Source organism: Shewanella goraebulensis, from assembly GCF_030252245.1.
GTDB lineage: Bacteria > Pseudomonadota > Gammaproteobacteria > Enterobacterales > Shewanellaceae > Shewanella > Shewanella goraebulensis.
The window spans coordinates 921573-941515 of record NZ_CP126972.1 but is presented as its reverse complement, the minus strand read 5'-3'; the positions used below and the strand labels follow the sequence as shown (position 1 = coordinate 941515).

Genomic DNA, 19943 nt, shown 5'->3' with positions numbered 1-19943 from the left:
ATTTAGTAAACGTCTTTTTGGTAACGTTTAGCACTGCGTAGGTCTTCTAAATAGCTCTCTGCGCCAGCTTCATCTAGCCCGCCAAACTCAATTGCAACATCGATAAGTGCTTGGTGAACATCTTTCGCCATACGCTCAGCATCGCCACAAATATAAAAGTGAGCACCGTTTTGTAGCCACTTCCAAATAGACTCGCCTTGTTCTGCAATACGATGTTGAACATACACTTTATGTGCTTGGTCACGTGAGAAAGCCACATCTAAACGAGACAAATCTCCCGATTTAAGATACTGCTGCCACTCAACTTGATATAAAAAATCTTGCTCAAAATGAGGGTTGCCGAAAAATAACCAACTATCACTATTCACACCATCAGCAGCGCGTTGCTGCATGAATGCTCTAAATGGAGCAACGCCTGTACCTGGACCAACCATAATGACTGGCGTGTCATTATTTTCAGGTAAACGGAAGTGCTTATTAGGTTCAACATACACCTTAACTAATTGGCCTTCTTCAGCGGATGCTAAGAAATGTGAAGCACCACCAAAGCGTGCTTGACCTGCTCGTTCATCTTCAACGAGTGCAACAGTTAAATGCACTTCGTTTTCAACTTCAGCTTGGCTTGATGCAATTGAATATAAACGTGGTGTGAGTGGTCTCAGTAACTCAACTAATTTAGCTGCATCAATTGCAACAGGATATAAAGTAATTAAGTCAGCTAATTGGTGACCTAAAACAAATTGACGAGTTTGCTCTTTATCTGCCGCAATAGCTGTTAATTCTTTATTACCAGCAAGTTCTGCCCATGTAGTTACAAGACCGGGATAAAGCTGAGTCAGTTCTTTCTTCTCAGTTAATGCTTGCTCAAGAGTCAGTGTTTGCTTACTCACGGTGACTTCTGATGCTGCATCAAGTGATAGTCCGTTGATGACCTCTTTCACTAATGCATCATTATTAGTAAACCAAATTCCTAATGCATCACCTACTTGATAACTTATTCCTGATTCACCTAAATCAATTTCCACATGGCGAACATCACGATCTGAATCTCGACCGGTAAGCTTTTGGCTCAATAAAATTTCAGCTTCAAATGGTTGTTGCTTAGTGAACTCATTTTCTGATGTCAACTTTGCACTATCGATAGAAACCACACTTGCACCACTTGCTTGAACAAGCGGCTCAACTGCTTTGATTACTTGCTGCTGCCATTGCTCAGCCGCTTCTTCATAGTCAACGTCACACTCTGCAATCGGTAATAGTTCTTTAGCACCAAGCGCTATTAAACGTTCGCTAAAGTCTTTACCTGTCTGGCAGAAAAACTCATAACTGGTATCGCCAAGTGCCAATACTGAGAAGTTAAGTTGTTCAAGTTTAGGCGCACGTTTTGATGCAAGAAACTTATGTAATTCAATAGCGTCATCTGGCGCTTCACCTTCACCGTGAGTACTAACCACTGCGATTAAGATTGTTTCTTGCTTTAACTGGCGCACATTATAATCGGCCATTGATGCCAAATTAACGGCAAAGCCTTTAGCTGTTGCTTGAGCAGCTAGCTCTTTAGCAATGGCTTTACCGTTACCAGTTTGACTACCAAATAAAATCGTTACTGTTTGTGCAGCAGCTGTTTCTGGCGCTGCCGTAATTTGGCCTTGATTTGACGTTGCCGCTAAATAGCCGCTAACCCAAGCTAATTGCGTTGCAGATAACTCTGAAGTGAGCTGTTTTAGCTTTTCGACTTGTCCTTGAGACAATGGCGAAGCGAATGAAGAAAGTTCTTTTAACAACATTAGATGGCCTTATAACAGTTTAATGTCATCAGATTACTCCTAATGCTTAAAACCAAAAAATAATAAAAATTACTTTTTTATTCCATTAAGGAATATGCAAAGACGTTTTTTTAAGCTACAAAAGTGTGGTCTAGTGCAAACTTTTAGGTAAGACCACGACAAAAATGCGGTTTTATGCATTCTTTGCTTGTTTCATATCTAAGAATTGCCAGAATGATGCACTTTAAAAAATTGGTACTAAAGTTGTCTAGTAAAGTAAACGCCAGCAATGGCAACTTTTCGACTTGTCTAAGTACTTAAACGACCCGACCCTTCCCTACATATAACTAAGAGGTTGTCCTTTTGAAATTAGGTCTACCGAAAGAGAGTCACCCAGGTGAGCAACGCGTTGCGCTAATCCCTGCAAATGTGACCATTTTAATGAAAAAACAGCTACAAGTGATCGTAGAATCAGGCGCTGGACTACAAGCAGGTTTCACCGATGACGATTACGTCAAAGTTGGAGCCACAATAGCTTCTTCAAGAGAAGCTCTACTCACTGAAGCCGATATCATTACAGTAGTGAACTGTAAGGGTGATCAATTCGATGAAATTCAAGCTATTTTGAAACCACATCAATTGGTTATAGGGATGATGGATCCACTAGTTAATCCTCAAAATGCCCAAGCAATCGCCAAAACAGGTGGCAGTGCAATCGCGCTTGAATTAATCCCTCGCATAACTCGTGCTCAGAGCATGGATGTATTGTCTTCAATGGCAACCATTTCTGGCTACAAAGCCGTACTACTTGCAGCCCATAAAGCACCTCGTCTATTCCCAATGATGATGACAGCAGCGGGTACATTAAAACCTACACGCGCATTTATTATGGGTGTGGGTGTAGCAGGGCTTCAAGCTTGTGCCACAGCTAAACGCTTAGGTGCAGTAGTGGAAGCTTATGACATTCGCCCTGCAGCTCGCGAGCAAATCATTTCAGTAGGCGCAAAACCTGTTGAGCTTGATATTGAAGCTGAAAACACTGAGACCAAAGGCGGTTACGCTACTGAGCAAAGTGATGACTTTTTAAAACGTCAGCAACAAGCCATGGCTAACGTACTTGCACAACAAGATATCGTCATTACGACGGCGGCGATCCCTGGTCGTAAAGCCCCTGTGCTTATCACCAAAGAAATGGTTGATGGCATGAAAAGCGGCACCATCATTGTTGATTTAGCCGCTGAAAGTGGCGGTAACTGTGAGTTAACTCAAGTTGATAAAATCATTATGCATAATGGCGTCATGATTTTAGGACCTTCCAATGTACCAAGCTCAGCAGCAAATCATGCTAGCCAAATGTACGGTAAAAATGTTGAGAACTTACTTAACTTGCTTATCAACAAAGAAGGTGAGCTAGTCCTAGATTTTGAAGATGAAATTGTACGCGATACTGTCGTTGCTCATGGCAATGACGTCAGCAGCGCACGTCTTCGTGACTTACTGGGTTTAGCCCCTTTAGCAACACCTGAAGCCCCATCAGAGGAGACAGCCTAATGGATATGACCCTGTTATTATTACTAACACTGTTTGTGGTTGCAGTATTTTTAGGTGTTGAGCTTATTACTAAAGTACCACCTACACTTCATACGCCATTAATGTCTGGATCAAATGCGATTTCAGGTATTTCACTGGTTGGCGCACTACTATCTGCAGGTTCTGGCGCAGGTATCATGGTCAATGTACTTGGCTTTATTGCTGTTGTACTCGCGACCATTAACGTGGTGGGCGGTTACATGGTAACTAATCGCATGCTAGCCATGTTCAAAAGGAAATAGACTCAATGACAACATTTATTTATTTAGCTTACCTTGTTGCCGCAGTCTTATTTATTCTTGGTATCAAAGGGCTAACCAAACCACGTACAGCAGTTCGTGGTAATCAATTATCGGCAATGGGTATGTTCATTGCAGTAGTCGTCACCTTGTTTGATCAAAGCATTCTTAGTTATGAATGGATCATCGCAGGTGTCCTACTCGGTGGTACTATTGGTGCGGTCATGGCGACTAAAATTAAAGTCACCGATATGCCGCAAATGGTCGCTCTGCTTAATGGTTTTGGTGGCGGTGCCTCACTTGCGATCGCTGCAGCTAGCTTTCTTGATCCTGCCGCTGCAACCAATACTGTTGCGCTAATTTCTATTGGTGCGACCATCATTATTGGTTCAGTGACCTTGTCTGGCTCGTTTGTCGCTTTTGCGAAATTGCAGGAGCTTATTTCAGGTAACCCGATTAAAGTCCCAGGTAATAAACCACTAAATGCCATCTTGCTAATTAGTGCGATCGCACTCGCTATCGCAATTGTAATGGACCCGACCAACACTAACTTAATGTATGCACTAGTAGCTGTTGCTGTCGTATTAGGTGTGTTACTCGTTGTGCCTATTGGCGGCGCTGATATGCCAGTGGTGATTGCATTACTTAACTCATACTCAGGTATTGCTGCTGCGACAACGGGTTTCATCACAGGTAACACAGTGCTGATTGTATCAGGCTCTTTGGTTGGCGCATCAGGTATTATCTTGACGCAAATCATGTGTAAAGCGATGAACCGCTCACTGTTCAATGTCTTGTTCGGTGTGATGGCAGAAGGCGGCGAGAAAGTTGATGCTGACGAAGTTTACGCTGGTAAAGTGAAATCTACATCACCAGATGAAATCGCGATGATGCTTGAAACAGCAGAGCGCGTTGTTATCGTACCTGGTTATGGTTTAGCTATGGCGCAAGCACAACACGCCGTTCGTGAACTGGCTAATGTTTTACAAGCCCGTGGCACCGATGTTAAGTATGCTATTCACCCTGTTGCTGGTCGTATGCCGGGTCACATGAATGTACTACTTGCTGAAGCAGAAGTGCCATATGATCAGTTAATCGAAATGGACGAAATCAATCCACAATTCGAACAAACTGACGTTGCAATTGTGATTGGCGCTAACGATGTCACCAACCCTATGGCCCGTGAAGATAAAGGTAGTCCAATTTATGGCATGCCTATTCTTAACGTTGATAAAGCCAGAACGGTGGTAGTGATTAAGCGTTCATTGAGCCCAGGTTTTGCTGGGTTACCTAACCCACTATTTGCTATGGATAACACACTAATGTTATTCGGCGATGGTAAAAAAGGCATTGTTGAACTGACTCAAAGCTTGAAAGAAGCAGAGTAATAATAAATTAATACTAAGCTAAGTATTAATTAGACAAAAATAAAGGCCGCTAAGCGGCCTTTATTTTTACTCAAAACCTAGAGGCTGGTTATCTTTTCAGCAAAAGAAAGCTGAAAAGTTTTCATGTACCAAGACTGGGGCCTATTAAATTTTTATTTAGAAGCTATTTACGCTTCTTAGTTTTAAACAATTCAATCAAACTCATCAAACACAATGCCCCAACAATGATATTTAGGGCAATTAATACCGCTACCGCCATTACTTCAACTCATTTTCCAAGAAAGCAGCCAATGACTTGTAAAGGTGATTTCTCACCTTCTCGCCGCGCATTGAATGTTTCGAACCTGGATAATCCATCATCTGAAATAACTTACCTTCGTCCTGCAAGGCTTTATAAACACGGGTACTGTTTTCAAAAAGTACATTGTCGTCAGCCATGCCGTGATACATCATCAATCCCGATTGATAATTTTTCACGTAAGGTAAAATACTCCCAGCATCATACCCTTTTTTATTTTTTTCAGGGTGACCCATGTAACGTTCTGTGTAGTGCGTATCATATAAACGCCAATCGGTAACCGGTGCTCCAGATATCGCTGCTTTAAAATAGTCAGGGGCTTTAAATTGTGTCATCAACGCCATATAGCCACCGTAACTGTGACCATAAATACCTATGTTATCGCCGTCGACATAAGGCAAGCTACGTAAATAGTCCACGCCGACTTTTTGATCGTTAACTTCTGCATCGCCCATATTTTGGTAAATAACATACTCAAAATCGGTACCACGATGAGCAGAGCCACGGTTATCTAGCTGAAAGACTACAAAACCTTGCTGCAATAAATACTGGGTAAAGTAGTCTGCTTCGCTCCAGCTATTAACCACTAATTGCGCATGCGGCCCGCCATAAACACGTACCACTACCGGATACTTTTTACTGTCATCAAATGGTACAGGCTTAAATAAGCGATACTGTAATGCTTGGCCATCTTCAGCTTTAAGCTCGCCAAACTCAGGCATTTCCCACAAACCAGCAAAGTCATATAGAGGATGGTTTTTAGTGACTTCGTTTTGTTCAACCCAAGCTAATTGTTTACCTGTTTCATCATGTAAACTCACCTGTGGTGGCTGACTTAAGCTACTAAAATAATCTAAGTACACAGGCTTATTATCTGCAAACACTGCTGAATGCATGCCACTACGAGATGATAACTTCTCAATTTTACCACCAGCTAATGGCACTCGGTATAAATGACGCTCAACCACGCTATCTTTTCGACCAGAGAAGTAAACCCAACCTGCTTTTTCATCTACCAGTTCAAGCGCATCCACCACCCAGTCGCCTTGGGTTAACTGCTTAAGTACTTTGCCGTTTAAATCGAACAAATATAGGTGGTTAAAACCATCACGCTCAGATGCCCAAATAAAGGACGCTTGCTGCTTTAAAAACTGTAAGTCATCATTTAAATTTATCCACGCTTTGCTGCGCTCGGCGACAATAGTTTTAGCCTTGTCACTATCACTCACATCAGCAATGCGTAAATCGAGGGATTGCTGATCGCGGCTTTGCCACTGAAAAGATAAATGCTGACTGTCTGGTAGCCATTTAACTCGAGGTAAATAAATGTCTTTCTCTTTGCCTAAATCAATCCAAGAAACTGTTTGTTTGTTATTGCCTTTTGCAAGCTTGATTACTCCCAGTTCTATCTCGACATTAGTTTTGCCAGCATAAGGGTAGCGTTGCTCAGTTAGCTTAATTCCGTCGGCATAAATCTCATTACGAGTCACTAGCTCTACACCTGACTCATCAATACGAGTAAAAGCAATTGAAGACTCATCTGGTGACCACCAGTAACCAGTCATGCGGCCCATTTCTTCTTGGGCAACAAACTCAGCCATACCATTTTTAATTGGCCCTTTACCGTCAAAAGTCAATTGCGTCAGTGTCGATGAATCTAAAGCTAATACATAAATGTTTTGCTCACGGACAAATGAAACAAAGTTCCCGTTTGGCGATAAACGCGCATCAGTGACAAAACCTTCGCCAGTATCTAGCTCAATCGTTTTATTATCCGCAAGCGTAAAATAATACAGTTTGCCAGCGGCAGGGATTAATAACGCTTGACTGTTTTCAGCCCAAAAGTATTCCATGATCCCTTGACCATAAATACGTTGACGTTCGCGGCGAGCTTTCTCTTCGTCTGACAATTCACCCGATGCTAAATCATCAGCATTTAACAGCATGCTGCGTTTTGATGTTTTGATATCCATTTGCCACAAATCATAAAAATGCTGGTTATCTTCACGACTAGAAAGATAAGTTACGCGACTGCCGTCAGGTGATAACTTGAGACCACGAGGACTTGAACCAGCAAGTGCTGGTGATGCATGAATACGTTCAATGGTGAGCGGTGTTGAATTACCTGTCATTTTCATTGTAGTGGCCATAACGTGAGGTGAAACAAGTGAGCTAGCAAATACTAGCGGAATCGCTGAAACAGCAGACATCGCCACTGACTTCCAATTATTAATCATTGTTATTCCTTGCAGTAAATCGAGGCAAATTTTCGTTGTTTTAATTATTTATTAACCAAGGGCCTGTTTATCTTTGTAGGTAAGCTTTTGTTCGAGATAAAAGCGTTTTAATCAAGGCGGGCGGATTGCAGCCTAGCAATCTAAGCTAAATTTGCGCAACACAGAGTAAAACGTTTTTAACCGAACCCTTTGGGCTGCGTTTGTTGGCCACTTTCAACTGCGCTATAGGTTTTTTATGTAGAATAACTACACAGCAAAACCTCTATCTTGCTAAAGTGGCCAACAATTCGCAGCAAAAACAACCTTGAAAGATAAACAGGCCCTGATGCCTACGAGAAAGCTTATTTTCGCCTGAGTTTATAACAAATCAGTCCGAAGTCATATAAAGTGCAGCTGTTTCACGCTGTAATGAAAGCCGATCTAAGGTATTATCTATGCCAATAAATTAGAACATTAACCACTGGTTACCGACCTTAACCTCTATTGTCTTAGGAACAAGCATGCAAACTTTGACACAAACCCTTACAAATCAAGCTGTATCAGCTTCACTTTCTCAACTGATTTTAAGTTTGGCTGATTGCTCAAAAGAAATCAGCCAAGCAGTTCGCCATGGCGCTTTAGCGGGTGTTTTGGGCGCAACAGAACAAGAAAATGTACAAGGTGAAACCCAAAAGAAGCTCGACGTTATCACTAACGACATGCTTAAAGATGCGCTTAAAGCCGAAGGTAATGTACGCGGGTTAGCCTCTGAAGAAGAAGACTATGTTGTTGAAGTTAATAAGCAAGGTGAATACCTAGTTTGTTTTGATCCATTAGATGGCTCATCAAACATTGATATTAACTCATTAGTCGGCACGATTTTCTCAGTATTGCCAGCACAAGGCGGTGAGTTTACTGAAAGCAGCTTTTTACAAAATGGCCGCAAACAAGTTGCCGCAGGTTACGTACTTTATGGTCCATCAACCATGATGGCACTGACAACTGGTCAAGGTACTCAGCTATACACACTCGATCCAGAGACTAATGAGTTTTTACTGACTGATGAATCGGTTAGCATCAGCAAAGACACCGCTGAATTTGCTATTAATATGTCAAACCAGCGCTTTTGGGAAGCGCCGATGCAAACTTACATTAGCGATTTATTGCTAGGTAAAATCGGCACTCGCGAAAAGTCATTCAACATGCGTTGGATTGCGGCAATGGTTGGCGATGTTCATCGCGTATTATGTCGTGGCGGTATCTTTATGTACCCTACTGACAACAAGAACCCTGAGAAGCCATACAAACTACGCTTAATGTATGAAGCTAATCCAATGGCTTTGTTGGTAGAACAAGCCGGTGGCAAAGCTTCAACAGGCTATGGCGATATCTTAGACATTGAACCAGAAGCGATTCACCAGCGTGTAGCGGTCATCTTAGGTAGTGCCAATGAAGTTGATACTTGCTTGAGCTATCATGGACTTGATTACAGCAATGAGCCTAATATAGATTAATCTGTAGCACCCAAATCATTTTATACAAAAAGTCAGTAAATTAATTTACTGACTTTTTTACTTGTTGAAAGTGTATCAAATTGCAACTCAGCAACGATTTTCTTCCTTAACGCCTTCAAATATACATACTCAAACATTAATCTCTAAAAAGGTTGATTAATAATCGACAAAAGCATTTGCAACTGAATATTATTTATAACAAGGCGATCAGAATATGGATTTTTCTTCACCTAAAAAGCGCATTAACCTACTATTCAATACCGCTTATTTTTATATAGTTTCGAACCTTTTATTCTATATATACAGCTCTTATGCTCTGCCTCCAGAATATACCCAAACATTCGAATACATAATGAAATCTGATTTATTTAGACATGCTTTACCTTTAATGGCTTTGCTACCCATACACATAGCCATCAATGCCATACTAGATGATTTAGCCAAAATAAAACAAAAGCTCGCAATTATGGACTAATTGTTTCCATTAATTTATTGCCAGCTAAATTCAGTATATTCAGGCAATGCCAGTGTGGCTTCCGGCTCAGCCACTAACACTAACTTCATCGCTAGAATATCTTTTTGTAATTGAGTGCGATATTGCCAAATCTCAGTCGCAACCTGTTGAAGCTGCTTAGAGTCAGTTTCAGTCCCGTTACGCACCGCAGCCCATATTGGACGTAGATAATCAAAACCTTGCTTTAAGTGGGCCACATTAGCATCAATGAACTCATCTAGTTGCGGTGATGTTGGTAATGATTCAACAGGCTGAGTGCCGATGGTTGAGAAAAACTCAATATATTCATCTAACGGAACACTGTCAGCACTTTGCCATTTTGATAAATTGACTTCATTAAGCAACTTCCCCGTTTTCGGTTCAATAACCATCACAGTCGGTGTGCCAAAGTAAGCGGGATAACCATACTTTTGCGGTAAGCTATGCATATCGTCAAAATATGCCACATCGACGAATACGGTTTCAAAACGCGAAGTTAAAATTGGCTGCATTGTTTGGTCTGAAAAGTTACCCGCCAGACCTCTGCTGTCATGACACCACTGTGCCCCCATCACGACTAACAATAACTTTCCTTGCTCTAAAGCCTTTGATTGAGCTAACTCAACTCTTTGCAGATTATTATCGTGTGCGATAAAAGTATATTGAGGCAATGCTTCAACGTGGTGCTCTGTTGTCTGACAGCCCATCAATAACATCAATGGTATTAATAATATTCCAATTGCTAATCTCACTTAACGCTCCCTTTTGGTCAGTGATACTGATTTACCTTATCAGCATAAACAAAAAAAGGCCTGCAAATGCAGACCTCTTTTCAGTTGTTTATAAAGTTTATGCTTTTTCAGCATCTAATTGATGCGGCTTCTCAGTTTGATCAACGATAGTTAATACCGCGGTATCACCCACTACGTTACATGAAGTCAGTACCATATCAATGATACGGTCAAGAGCAGCCACAATCGCAAAGGCTTCAACAGGTAAGCCCATCTGATGGATAAGCACACCAATCATTACCATCCCGCCACCTGGAACGCCACCAGCGCCCACTGACAGTAAAAACACACTGAACAATAATGCTGGGATTTGCTCACCACTGATTGGCATACCAAAGGCATTCGCCACAAAGAAAATCGCGATAGTAATATAAATCGATACGCCGCCCATATTCATCGTTGCACCAAGCGGAACACCAAAACCAGCTACGGCACGATTAACACCAAGCTTGTCAGTTAAGGTTCGCATAGTGACCGGAATCGTGGCATTTGAACTGGCAGTTGAAAGCGAGAACAAGATTTGCTCGCGGGTTTTTTCACGGAACTGCTTGGCAGTCACTTGAGTAAAGAAGCTGACTGCATATGGGTAAACCACAAAAATCCACACTAATAACAAACCAAGGATCAGCAGCAGATACTGCACAACACTGAAGAAGATTTCAGGCTCTAAAGTGGCACCTAATTTAAACATCAGGGCGAATACACCGATTGGCGCAAGACTCATGACCACTGTAATAAGGCGCATCATAATCACATTAGCAGTTTGAAAACCTTTAACCGCTCCCTTAGCCACTTCACCTAATGACTTAATCACACCACCAAGTAATAACGCCATGAAAATCACTTGCAGCATATTGCCTGAAGTAAAGGCAGAGAATGGATTATTCGGCACGATATTAACGATTAAAGTCATTAAGTTAGGCAATTCAGTCGCGGTAATTGCAACATCAACATTGCTAGACATGTCGACGCCTTTACCTGGCTCAATCAGCATTGCAACAGCGAAAGCGGCAGTCATAGCGACTAAAGTGTTGATAATGTAAAAGCTAAATGTTTTTCCACCTAGACGACCAAAGCTTTTTAAATCTTGAAGTTCGCACACACCACAAACAATACTGACAAATACTAACGGCACCACTAGCATCATGATCATATTGACGAACATTTTGCCTATGCCGGAGGCGGCTTCAACCAAAGTACCCGAAAAGAACGCCACGTCATTTAGCGCAAATTGAACAATGCTACCCAGTAGCACCCCTAAGAATAACCCGATAAAAATTCGAGTTGATAATGATTTAGTCATGATTGTTGTATTCCTAGTTCAAGCCGACTTCAGAAAGCATACGCTTAAAAACGACAAAAAATTTGTTTTAATTATTTTTAACGACAAGGATACTGAAACAAGATGCAACATATTTCAATGTTAGAGATCAATAAGTTGCCAGTCACTTTGAAAGGGGATATTTACAGCTAACCTTAACTAGCTGATTTTAAACAACTTACCCTTGAAATATAACTTTAACTCTCCAAACCTAGCTTTGAAAGCTAAAACACATCCTCATAACAGATAAATATACCAATCAAAAAACTTATAGCAGTGAATTTATCTAATTCAATGAACAATATTTCAGCTTGATACCAGTCAAAACTATTCGAGTAACATATATGGCTAAATCAATTTAATCTAGACGTTACAATATCACTCAACAAGCACAACTGAGTCGCAACAACATTCAGCGTTACCGTTACATCCATATTCTTCAATCACATTCCTATCTAGCTAGATCGCGCTTTAAATCTGCTTTTTGAAAATAAACCTAAGGATTGAAGCCAATAAAAAAGCAGCTGAATTAACTCAGCTGCTTTTTTATTTGATATCGAATGACTCTAATGTAGCTAACTCGAACTTGTTTAAGCTAACCAAAGCTCCACATCATGGATCATAAAGTTACCATTATAGACAGGATCTGGCTCACCAATCGGTTCTAATTCAAAATAAGCTTTATGCTCATCAGGCAGGCCTTCATAGCCACCAATCACTTGATATAGCCAGTTTTCAGCCGCCCAATCCAGTTTATTCGCTTGCAAGTACTCCAATGCAGATTGACGCACGCCAGAATCTATTACTTCACAGAAGTACTGATCAACCGCTAATTTGAGTGGGTTGTCCGGTATATCAAAGTCTTCAACCTCGCTCATAGTCATTTCAACATTTTGCTCACGTACTTTTGCTGGCAGCAGATCGCGACTAATGGCTTTAATTTTCGATACCGTATCCAGTAAAATCAGCTCATGTTCACTGTTACTCACATCAACACTAGCAGGTTTGATTATGGCTTCAGCGCAATTGAACAGGTTAGGCACATACTTATGAGCTACATGATTATCAGGCTGGTAATCTGGATGTAAATCAGTGTGCAGTAAGAAACCTTTTAGCAATCTCGTTCGGCCTTGAATTTGTCTAAAGCGACCCAGTAATTCAAGTAACCTGCCCTGCACAGCACTGATCTCTTGAGTGCATTGGCTCAACGTTTCTTGCAAACTGGTCACAAGCAATCTTCTGAGTTCGCGAATATCACCAGCGATTTCACTTAACTCGCTAAACTGGAACATTTCCAGTCCGTTTAATAACTCAGAAACTTGGCTTTGCGCTAACTCATTCTCGCGAATTTTAGCGCTAATACTGCCCACGTAACCAAATTCATTATTGATCCTGCTCCACAACACCCTAATGGAATAACGTAGGCTATCGGTAAAGCTATAAACATGCTCACTTAAATCAGCCAAGTAAGCTTCAGCTGCGCCATAATCAATATTATGGCGGGCTTCTTTATAATGATCAGCCAAGGTTTTAATAGTGCTAAACGCCGAACCAACATTGGCATCAATCTGACGATTACGCTCATCACTCAAGGCCTCTTCAAGTAAGGCTCGAACAGATCGTTTTAGGCGTAGCTCTTCATCGGGCTCAGGTCGCCATAAGATGCCACTTTTTTTAAGTTTCTCAATCACTGCAGCATCATGAGTCAGCTCATTTACCGATCCTGCTAGATAGGCATCCATAACCACATCAGCATGACGACTAAGCTGCTTGAGCAACTTAACCCCGGCTTGATGTAAATTATTACTCATACTAAATCCCTTTGAGTGGCCGTTTCTGCTTGCGCTTCAAGACTTAAGCCTTCTGTCTCATCGATAAAGCGAATCACTTCATATAAGTAATCAAGCTTACCTGTGGCGATGTAAATTTGTTTTTCGCTATTCGGTTTTACTAAGTACCCCAGTTCAACCAAACGCTTAAAGACTAGCTTAATCTGATTATCGACATTGCTACTGGTTGATCCAAATAAGCGATACTGACTAAGTTTAGCCAATTGCTCCATAAAAGCGGGCGTATCTTCTATTCGGGCTTGCAGCTCAGTTAAGCGAATTGGCGCTCCTTCACTTAAAGGGGCATCTTGACCACTGCTTTCTTGCACCAGCACAAGCCATTCCACTAGCGGAATTAATGCCGAGCAAATATCTTTAAACTGGCTCGAAATAACTTTCTTTTCTTGCTCGCCTAACTGCAGGTATCCGCAAAAGAACACATCGCCTTCCGCTGCTGACGAAATTGTACGATTGATTTGATTAAGATATTGCTCAACTTTCTCAAATGTTTGACTGTTTTTAAGTGCACGCCAACCATCTTCATTGGTCGTGCGGCAAATAAACTCACCTCGAAGTAACTGCTCGATAAGCATGCCTGTGCCCACTAATGTAGTTTCAGAAGACGAACTAAATTCAGAAGATGCTTTAGTACCTGAAGAGAAGGCTGTTTGGTTTGATTCAGACATTAGATTGCCTCCTTAGTAGCACGTTGACTTAAGCGTTCAGCCAAAGGGTTACTCTTAGGTTTTACCACTTGCAGTTTACGGGTTTGCTTATTAATGATGTAGCGGTTAGCAAACAGGTTAAGTACTTCTGATTCAGGGTTCGGGAATGCGCCCAATACACTAATATTGTTATTCACACAGGCATCAAAAATCTTCTTCACATTGGTGTGGTGCAAGGTGCCTAACTCATCAATAGGCCAATGAATAGTCACATCAGCTTTTCCACGTAATAAACGGGTAAATGCCAATAAGAACTTACACAAAATTAAGTAAGCCATACCATGACTTGACGACTCATTAAGTTGTCTATCGGTACGAATAATCAAATCGCTATTACCTTCTTTTAGACGCAGTTCAATTTCCAATAACTTAGCAATGCCACCGGATAATGCTGAACGGCCAATAATATCTAAGGCCCGTCGCATGCTTGAGGTGTAATGCTCATCAGGTAATTGGCTAAAGCCATCTGCTTTCCACTGTTTAAAGGCTTTTACAAACACTTCAAGCTCAGGCCAGAACTCAAGCTCACTGATCCGCGAACGAATTCTGACGGCTGATTCAGAAACACCATCGAGGAATAACTCCTCACCTACTTCACGGGTAATGCGCGCACTTTGTGAAGCAATACGGCGATCGATATCGGCTAGTACGTCATAGTAAGCAGTCAAATCAATACCGAAAATCCGTCCTTGCTCGCGAATCGCCATTAACGATTGCGGCACCATGACATTTAATAATTGCTCAAGTTGCGGCACAAGCTTGCGATAATCTAATAAGCGGATGCCTTTGTCATTGGTAAAGCTTGACTCATCACGAGCACGCTCCCAAAACTCAGCTAAACTTGAACCAGACTTGCTAGCGATGACCGAGTCAAAGTGTTCAACATACTGCTTTACAGAACCCAGCAAATAATCACGCTGTAAAAGTAGCTCTTCACCTTGGCGTAAACGCTCGCCAATACTACCGTCGGCTTCATCTTTGCTTTTTGGTAATTTAAGCTCTGCCAGTTTACGCATTACTGCACGTAATTTGGTGAGATTTTCTGAGGCATCAACTTGTGCTGCATCAGATGCTTTCTTCTTTGTTTCAAGTACCAGTTTACGTTGCTTAACATCGGCGGTTTTATTTGCAAGTTGTTGCTCTAATTCAAGCGCAGCTTGCTTAACCTTTGATAAGTCAGTTTGCAGCTTAGGCTTAGTAATAAGCCAAGCATTTTGATACCAATGATCATAACGTAATACGTCACTGCGACGTTTTTCAGCATTACTGATTTGAGTTTCTAATTCTCGAATTTTGCCTTTAAGCGCAACAATAGCCGCTTCATCAACACCACGGGATTTAAGCTCATTTTTATACCAAGTGTCACACGCTTTTTGTTCTTGCTTAGCATTACTGCGACGTGTTTCTATATTGGCTTTTATTTGCCCTAATTGATTATCAAGCGCGCCAACCACATCTTGCCAATAAGCATTCTTCTCCATTCTCGCTTCAAGGGCTTGCTCTTTTTGCTCACTCAACCATTCGAGGTGATGATTGTGTTGTTGCTTTAACTCAGTTTCAAGTTGCACTAGGCGTTTACCCGCATGGGCTTTTCTGTCTGCTAGCGCTTGATTTATTTGATTTTGTGTACTGCGCTTTTCATCAAATAAACGGCGTACATCTTCACGACTATTTTTATAAGCCGTACGCGCGAAAGTCAGCTCTTTATTGAGATTATCTAGCTCATCATTAATCGCAACCAGTTGATCTTCGTGCTCAGCTTTTAACTCTTCAGCTTGGGCTAACGCTTCTTCCGCTTTAGTTAGGCGCAAACGCAAGTCCTGCTCTGAAGCAGCGTAATCAGGGACATCAATCGCTTTTAAATCAAGACCGATGCCAAATAAAGCATCATCACTATTGCCAGCAACATTAGGGTGTAAGTCAGTGCGATGGAGTAATTCTGGCGCAATCACCTTACCAAAACTTTGCTCCCAGCCAGGAGACTCTTTACGAAGAAACTCCAGCAAAGTATGGGATTGTGGGAATAAGATGCCTTTTACATCATCTACGTCACTCAAGCGTTCGTTAACGCGTACACTGGCAATGCGCAGCGCTTCACTTACTTGGTCACGCTTAGCACGGAGTTTACGTTCATCAATTGATAAGCGATCGACTTTTTGATTGCAGACTTCTTGCTCTTCATCTGCGCGGCTAATGCGCTCATCAAAAATCGCTAATGTGGTTTTCTCTTCCTCGGTATAAGTTACGCCATCCACTTGGTGGCTTAGCTCACCGCGAGTTAATTTAAGTTGATACTCTTGCTCAGCAAATGTCGCTTTGCCTGCATCGGTTTTCTCACGCCACAAATGTTCTAATTTGGCTAAGTCATCTGCTGATGCTTCACGTTGTACATCTCGGTTTTCACGCAGTTCATCTTGCTCTTCGTGGAGCGATTCAAGTTCTCGGTGCAACTGCTCAGCAATTTTACTTCGGCGTGTGCTGTAAGCTGCTTCAATATCCTGATGTTTCTCAGTTTGCAGTTTGTGGCGTTCGGTTAAATTCTCTAAGTCACTACGCCAGTTATCTAGGCTATCTAAATCTGCTTTGGCTTGTTCGATATTTGAATTTAAAAAGCCTTCATATTGATCTTCAATAGCATCTAAATCAGCTTCAAATTTACGTGTATCACCTTGAGCAAACGATAGCTCTTGGCTGATTTCATCGCGGGCTTCTTTCCACTCTTCATCTAACATGCGCAGTTGTAAGCTGGCGTCTTTAGACTCGTTTTGACTTAACTCTTGTCTTTCAGCCTCAAAGGTTTCATCCGCGCGATAACCTTTGGCTAAACTGCCTAAACGAAGTTCAGCACTGAGTAATTGATTAAACTCTTGCTCTAGCTTTTCAAACTCTGGGCGAATTTGTTCAAAACCTTGTACTAACTGGCTTTCACGGATCCAACTCTCAACCCGTTGAGGGTTTAAACGAGAAGTCGGTGGATTAACGCCATCTTCTTCTAAAATCGCCGCCACCATCGATTTTACTGTTTCCATCTTTCCTTCTTTGGAATGCACCGCTTTAGCGAGTTTTTCAATATGACGTAGTGAGTATTCGCTATCACATAATGAGAATTGATGCCCATAAGTGCGCAGTTCGCCTTTATTGCCGCCTGTGGTGAGTAAGCTACGATCATGTTGAATAATGGCGCGGTACTCGCGAGTATTTAATAAATTGGTGTGAATGACTTGGGCGCGTTTCATTTCACGGCCAAGCTCCGCCATGGTATGACAAATAATTGTGTCGCCATTACGTGTTTTTACGTAATCATCAAGATCAAAACCTTTAGCAATAAAGCGGTAATTTACCCCTTTGCCATCTCCAGCTGACGCCATTACCGCTTGATATAATTTGCCATCACTCTTTTTATATTCGTAAATGATGTAGCTTGAATCATGGGGAAGATACCAACGCTCAAAACTATCACGTGTTGAAGGTACAACCCGACTTGGGTACTCGCCATAAAAAACAGGAACAAGACGTTGAAGTGTTGTTTTACCTGAGGCATTGGTGCCACAAATATTGGTATGTCCATCGAGTTGCAGTTCAACGACACCCGGAAGATGGGTATTAATTAACACGATTCTTATCAAGCTTGGCATTGGGATCCTTTTACGCACTGTCTGCGAAAGCCAAAACGGTAATACACGTTTGGTATGAGCTATTTTCTTATGGCTTTTTATTGATTATTTTTAGTTACGGGTAATAAGTTAAATCAAAGCGATGAATGAAGCAATTTCACTGTTTATATAGTTTGAGATAATACGCTAACACAGTGAAAAGAACCGCTTAACAAAGCAGCAGTTGATAAAGCTTAGGGAAAGTTTTTAATAACTTTAAGCGTTACTAGACACCAAATATCAATTCAGATTCATTTATTGTTGAATTAAAAACAGCCATAAAAAAACCACCCTAAGGTGGTTTTATACAAGGCCAAATAGCTATTAACTCGAGCTGACTTTTAGTTAGAACCCAATATTGACTGAGTGAGTTTTTAGCTTAAGCTAACTTATAGCTTGAATTGCGAAGTGGCATTTTGCAGTTCATCAGAAAAATCGAGTAACCCATCAGATACATCTTGCACTTCTGCCAAAATATCTAAGGTTTGTACAAATGAAGCATTCATTTCTACTACGTTATTACTCACCTGTGCAGCAACTGCGGATTGCTGCTCAGTCGCCGCAGCAATGTGGGTGTTCATGGTATTAATATTAACGATTTGCTCTTGAATAGACTTAAGTACATCCCCTGTTTCGCGGGCATGTTTTTCGTTATCTGACGCTTTACCAATTGCCACATCCATGGTGCTAACCGAAGACTCAGCCGCCACTTTTAAGCGCGATAACACTTCTCTAATTTCTTTTGTCGCGTCAGCTGTTTTTGATGCAAGTGCTCTCACTTCGTCAGCAACAACCGCAAAACCTCGACCTTGTTCTCCTGCCCGTGCAGCTTCAATTGCGGCATTTAATGCAAGTAAGTTAGTTTGCTCAGCAATGGAGGTGATGACATTCAAAATAGAATTAACACTTTCAGTATCTTTAGCAAGTTCATTGATCGATTCAGACGCTACTTCAATTTCAGCATTCAATTCTTGAGAAATATTAATTGTGCTTGCAACCACAGCTAAACCGTTGGTAGCTTCTTGCTCCGCGCTGTCGGCTGCTTCTGCAGCTTGTTGGGCACTTTGGGAAATTTCATTAACTGATAAACCCATTTCTTCCATTGAATGCTGCACAGCTTTAGCGTCCAAGCTTTGTTTTTCAGTCGCTTGTGTGGCAATACCCATGCGTTCTTTTAATGATTCTGCACTTTGTAATAACGGCGCCGTCACACTCACCACTTGCTGAATAGCATCAGCAAGAAGACGTAAAAAACGATTAAAGTTAGTTGATACTTGGCCCAGCTCATCACGACCTGTGACATCGAGCTGATGACGTAAATCACCTTTACCATCAGCCAGCTCGCCCAAGGAATTAGCAAGGTGGCCTGCAGAGCCACTTAATGATTTAGCAATAGAAATGGTCGCAATTGCCATGAGTAATAACAGCACTAATCCAATCGATAATGTCAGCACTAAACTGCTTTCAGCGCGGCTTACAGACTCTTGAATGGTATTATTAAATTCGGCGACTTTGTCGGTTTGGTAGCGTTGAACGCCGATCATTAACTTGTCGTAAACTTGAGTTTTACTCGTGATAATCTCGCCAATCTTGCTCATATCAAGACTGTTATCAATCATACCTTTGGCAAGATCGTAGGTAATATCGTTGTATTCGCTTAGTTCGCGATTAAGCGTCGATAGATTGGCTGACTGCTCGCTGTCAATCCCCGATAAGCTATTAAGGTTTTTCTTTAATGACTCAAATGTTTTATTGGCATTTTCGATTAGGTCTTCATCAGCAAACGATACCGCTTGCGTATAAAGTTCATCAAGACGCTGTACATAAATCACATTTTGGTTTGCTAGCTCAACACGTTGAGAAACCTTGTCCTGCATGAAGGTCATCGTATCGTTGTTTTTATTAATTGATACGATACTGATGGTTAAGTTAACCGCAAAAATGATCACTGATAATACGAATATCAGTCCGATCTTCTTAAAAATAGACATATTGCTGAACCAATTCATTTATTGCCCCCAAAAGCATTCAAAAAAGGAAAACGAGACCTTTAATACACGTATATTTTTAACAGCATCGACTTTAAGTAAAATTAAGATGGTGTATTGCGCTGTTTGTTG

General features: G+C 41.4%; 12 protein-coding genes. 4 read left to right on the top strand and 8 right to left on the bottom strand.

Annotation, left to right across the window (positions count from 1 at the left end):
* Nucleotides 1-2 precede the first annotated feature (2 nt).
* Nucleotides 3-1787 carry an assimilatory sulfite reductase (NADPH) flavoprotein subunit gene (locus tag QPX86_RS03880; protein WP_285164276.1) on the bottom strand — a complete coding sequence of 595 codons (1785 nt, stop codon included), beginning with the start codon at nt 1785-1787 and terminating at the stop codon, nt 3-5.
* 342 nt (nt 1788-2129) lie between these two features.
* Here QPX86_RS03880 and QPX86_RS03875 point away from each other — a divergent pair, with 342 nt between their 5' ends.
* Genes QPX86_RS03875 through QPX86_RS03865 form a run of 3 tightly spaced genes read left to right on the top strand, consistent with a single transcriptional unit; the run spans nt 2130 to nt 4983 of the window.
* Nucleotides 2130-3317 carry a Re/Si-specific NAD(P)(+) transhydrogenase subunit alpha gene (locus QPX86_RS03875; RefSeq protein WP_285164274.1) on the top strand — a complete coding sequence of 396 codons (1188 nt, stop codon included), beginning with the start codon at nt 2130-2132 and terminating at the stop codon, nt 3315-3317.
* Nucleotides 3318-3322: 5 nt separating this feature from the next.
* The gene (locus QPX86_RS03870; RefSeq protein WP_055025191.1) at nt 3323-3598 is read left to right on the top strand and encodes an NAD(P) transhydrogenase subunit alpha; all 276 of its coding nucleotides are present in this window, start codon (nt 3323-3325) and stop codon (nt 3596-3598) included.
* 5 nt (nt 3599-3603) lie between these two features.
* Nucleotides 3604-4983, top strand: coding sequence for an NAD(P)(+) transhydrogenase (Re/Si-specific) subunit beta (locus QPX86_RS03865; protein ID WP_220752637.1), 1380 nt, complete (start codon nt 3604-3606; stop codon nt 4981-4983).
* 258 nt (nt 4984-5241) lie between these two features.
* Here the strand turns inward: QPX86_RS03865 and QPX86_RS03860 are convergent, their stop codons facing one another.
* Entirely contained in the window at nt 5242-7518 is a 2277-nt protein-coding gene (locus tag QPX86_RS03860; protein WP_285164271.1) for a S9 family peptidase, read from the bottom strand.
* Between the two features lie 500 nt (nt 7519-8018).
* On the opposite strand from QPX86_RS03860, the gene QPX86_RS03855 reads away from it, so the two are divergent.
* Nucleotides 8019-9011, top strand: a complete 993-nt coding sequence (locus tag QPX86_RS03855; RefSeq protein WP_220752639.1) for a class 1 fructose-bisphosphatase — start codon at nt 8019-8021, stop codon at nt 9009-9011.
* A gap of 489 nt (nt 9012-9500) precedes the next feature.
* On the opposite strand, the gene QPX86_RS03850 is transcribed toward QPX86_RS03855, so the two are convergent.
* The 6 genes from QPX86_RS03850 to QPX86_RS03825 form a co-directional block, all read right to left on the bottom strand.
* A complete protein-coding gene (locus QPX86_RS03850; protein ID WP_285164267.1) occupies nt 9501-10256 on the bottom strand; it encodes a thioredoxin family protein in 756 nt (251 codons plus the stop codon).
* A gap of 97 nt (nt 10257-10353) precedes the next feature.
* Entirely contained in the window at nt 10354-11598 is a 1245-nt protein-coding gene (locus QPX86_RS03845) for a dicarboxylate/amino acid:cation symporter (protein ID WP_220752641.1), read from the bottom strand.
* 608 nt (nt 11599-12206) lie between these two features.
* A complete protein-coding gene (locus tag QPX86_RS03840; RefSeq protein ID WP_220752642.1) occupies nt 12207-13427 on the bottom strand; it encodes a phosphoenolpyruvate carboxylase in 1221 nt (406 codons plus the stop codon).
* Nucleotides 13424-14038, bottom strand: coding sequence for a condensin complex protein MksE (locus QPX86_RS03835; RefSeq protein ID WP_220752725.1), 615 nt, complete (start codon nt 14036-14038; stop codon nt 13424-13426). Before QPX86_RS03835 ends, QPX86_RS03840 begins: the two co-directional genes overlap by 4 nt.
* A 92-nt stretch (nt 14039-14130) precedes the next feature.
* Nucleotides 14131-17805, bottom strand: a complete 3675-nt coding sequence (locus QPX86_RS03830) for an ATP-binding protein (protein ID WP_285164262.1) — start codon at nt 17803-17805, stop codon at nt 14131-14133.
* Between the two features lie 407 nt (nt 17806-18212).
* Complete coding sequence (locus QPX86_RS03825) at nt 18213-19832, bottom strand: methyl-accepting chemotaxis protein (protein WP_220752644.1); 1620 nt, start codon at nt 19830-19832, stop codon at nt 18213-18215.
* Between the last annotated feature and the right edge of the window lie 111 nt (nt 19833-19943).

Coding starts and splice junctions, on each gene's coding strand:
- QPX86_RS03880 (WP_285164276.1), bottom strand. CDS start 1,787: ATGTTGTTAAAAGAACTTTCTTCATTCGCTTCGCCATTGTCTCAAGGA.
- QPX86_RS03870 (WP_055025191.1), top strand. CDS start 3,323: ATGACCCTGTTATTATTACTAACACTGTTTGTGGTTGCAGTATTTTTA.
- QPX86_RS03865 (WP_220752637.1), top strand. CDS start 3,604: ATGACAACATTTATTTATTTAGCTTACCTTGTTGCCGCAGTCTTATTT.
- QPX86_RS03860 (WP_285164271.1), bottom strand. CDS start 7,518: ATGATTAATAATTGGAAGTCAGTGGCGATGTCTGCTGTTTCAGCGATT.
- QPX86_RS03855 (WP_220752639.1), top strand. CDS start 8,019: ATGCAAACTTTGACACAAACCCTTACAAATCAAGCTGTATCAGCTTCA.
- QPX86_RS03845 (WP_220752641.1), bottom strand. CDS start 11,598: ATGACTAAATCATTATCAACTCGAATTTTTATCGGGTTATTCTTAGGG.
- QPX86_RS03840 (WP_220752642.1), bottom strand. CDS start 13,427: ATGAGTAATAATTTACATCAAGCCGGGGTTAAGTTGCTCAAGCAGCTT.
- QPX86_RS03835 (WP_220752725.1), bottom strand. CDS start 14,038: ATGCTTATCGAGCAGTTACTTCGAGGTGAGTTTATTTGCCGCACGACC.
- QPX86_RS03830 (WP_285164262.1), bottom strand. CDS start 17,805: ATGCCAAGCTTGATAAGAATCGTGTTAATTAATACCCATCTTCCGGGT.
- QPX86_RS03825 (WP_220752644.1), bottom strand. CDS start 19,832: ATGAATTGGTTCAGCAATATGTCTATTTTTAAGAAGATCGGACTGATA.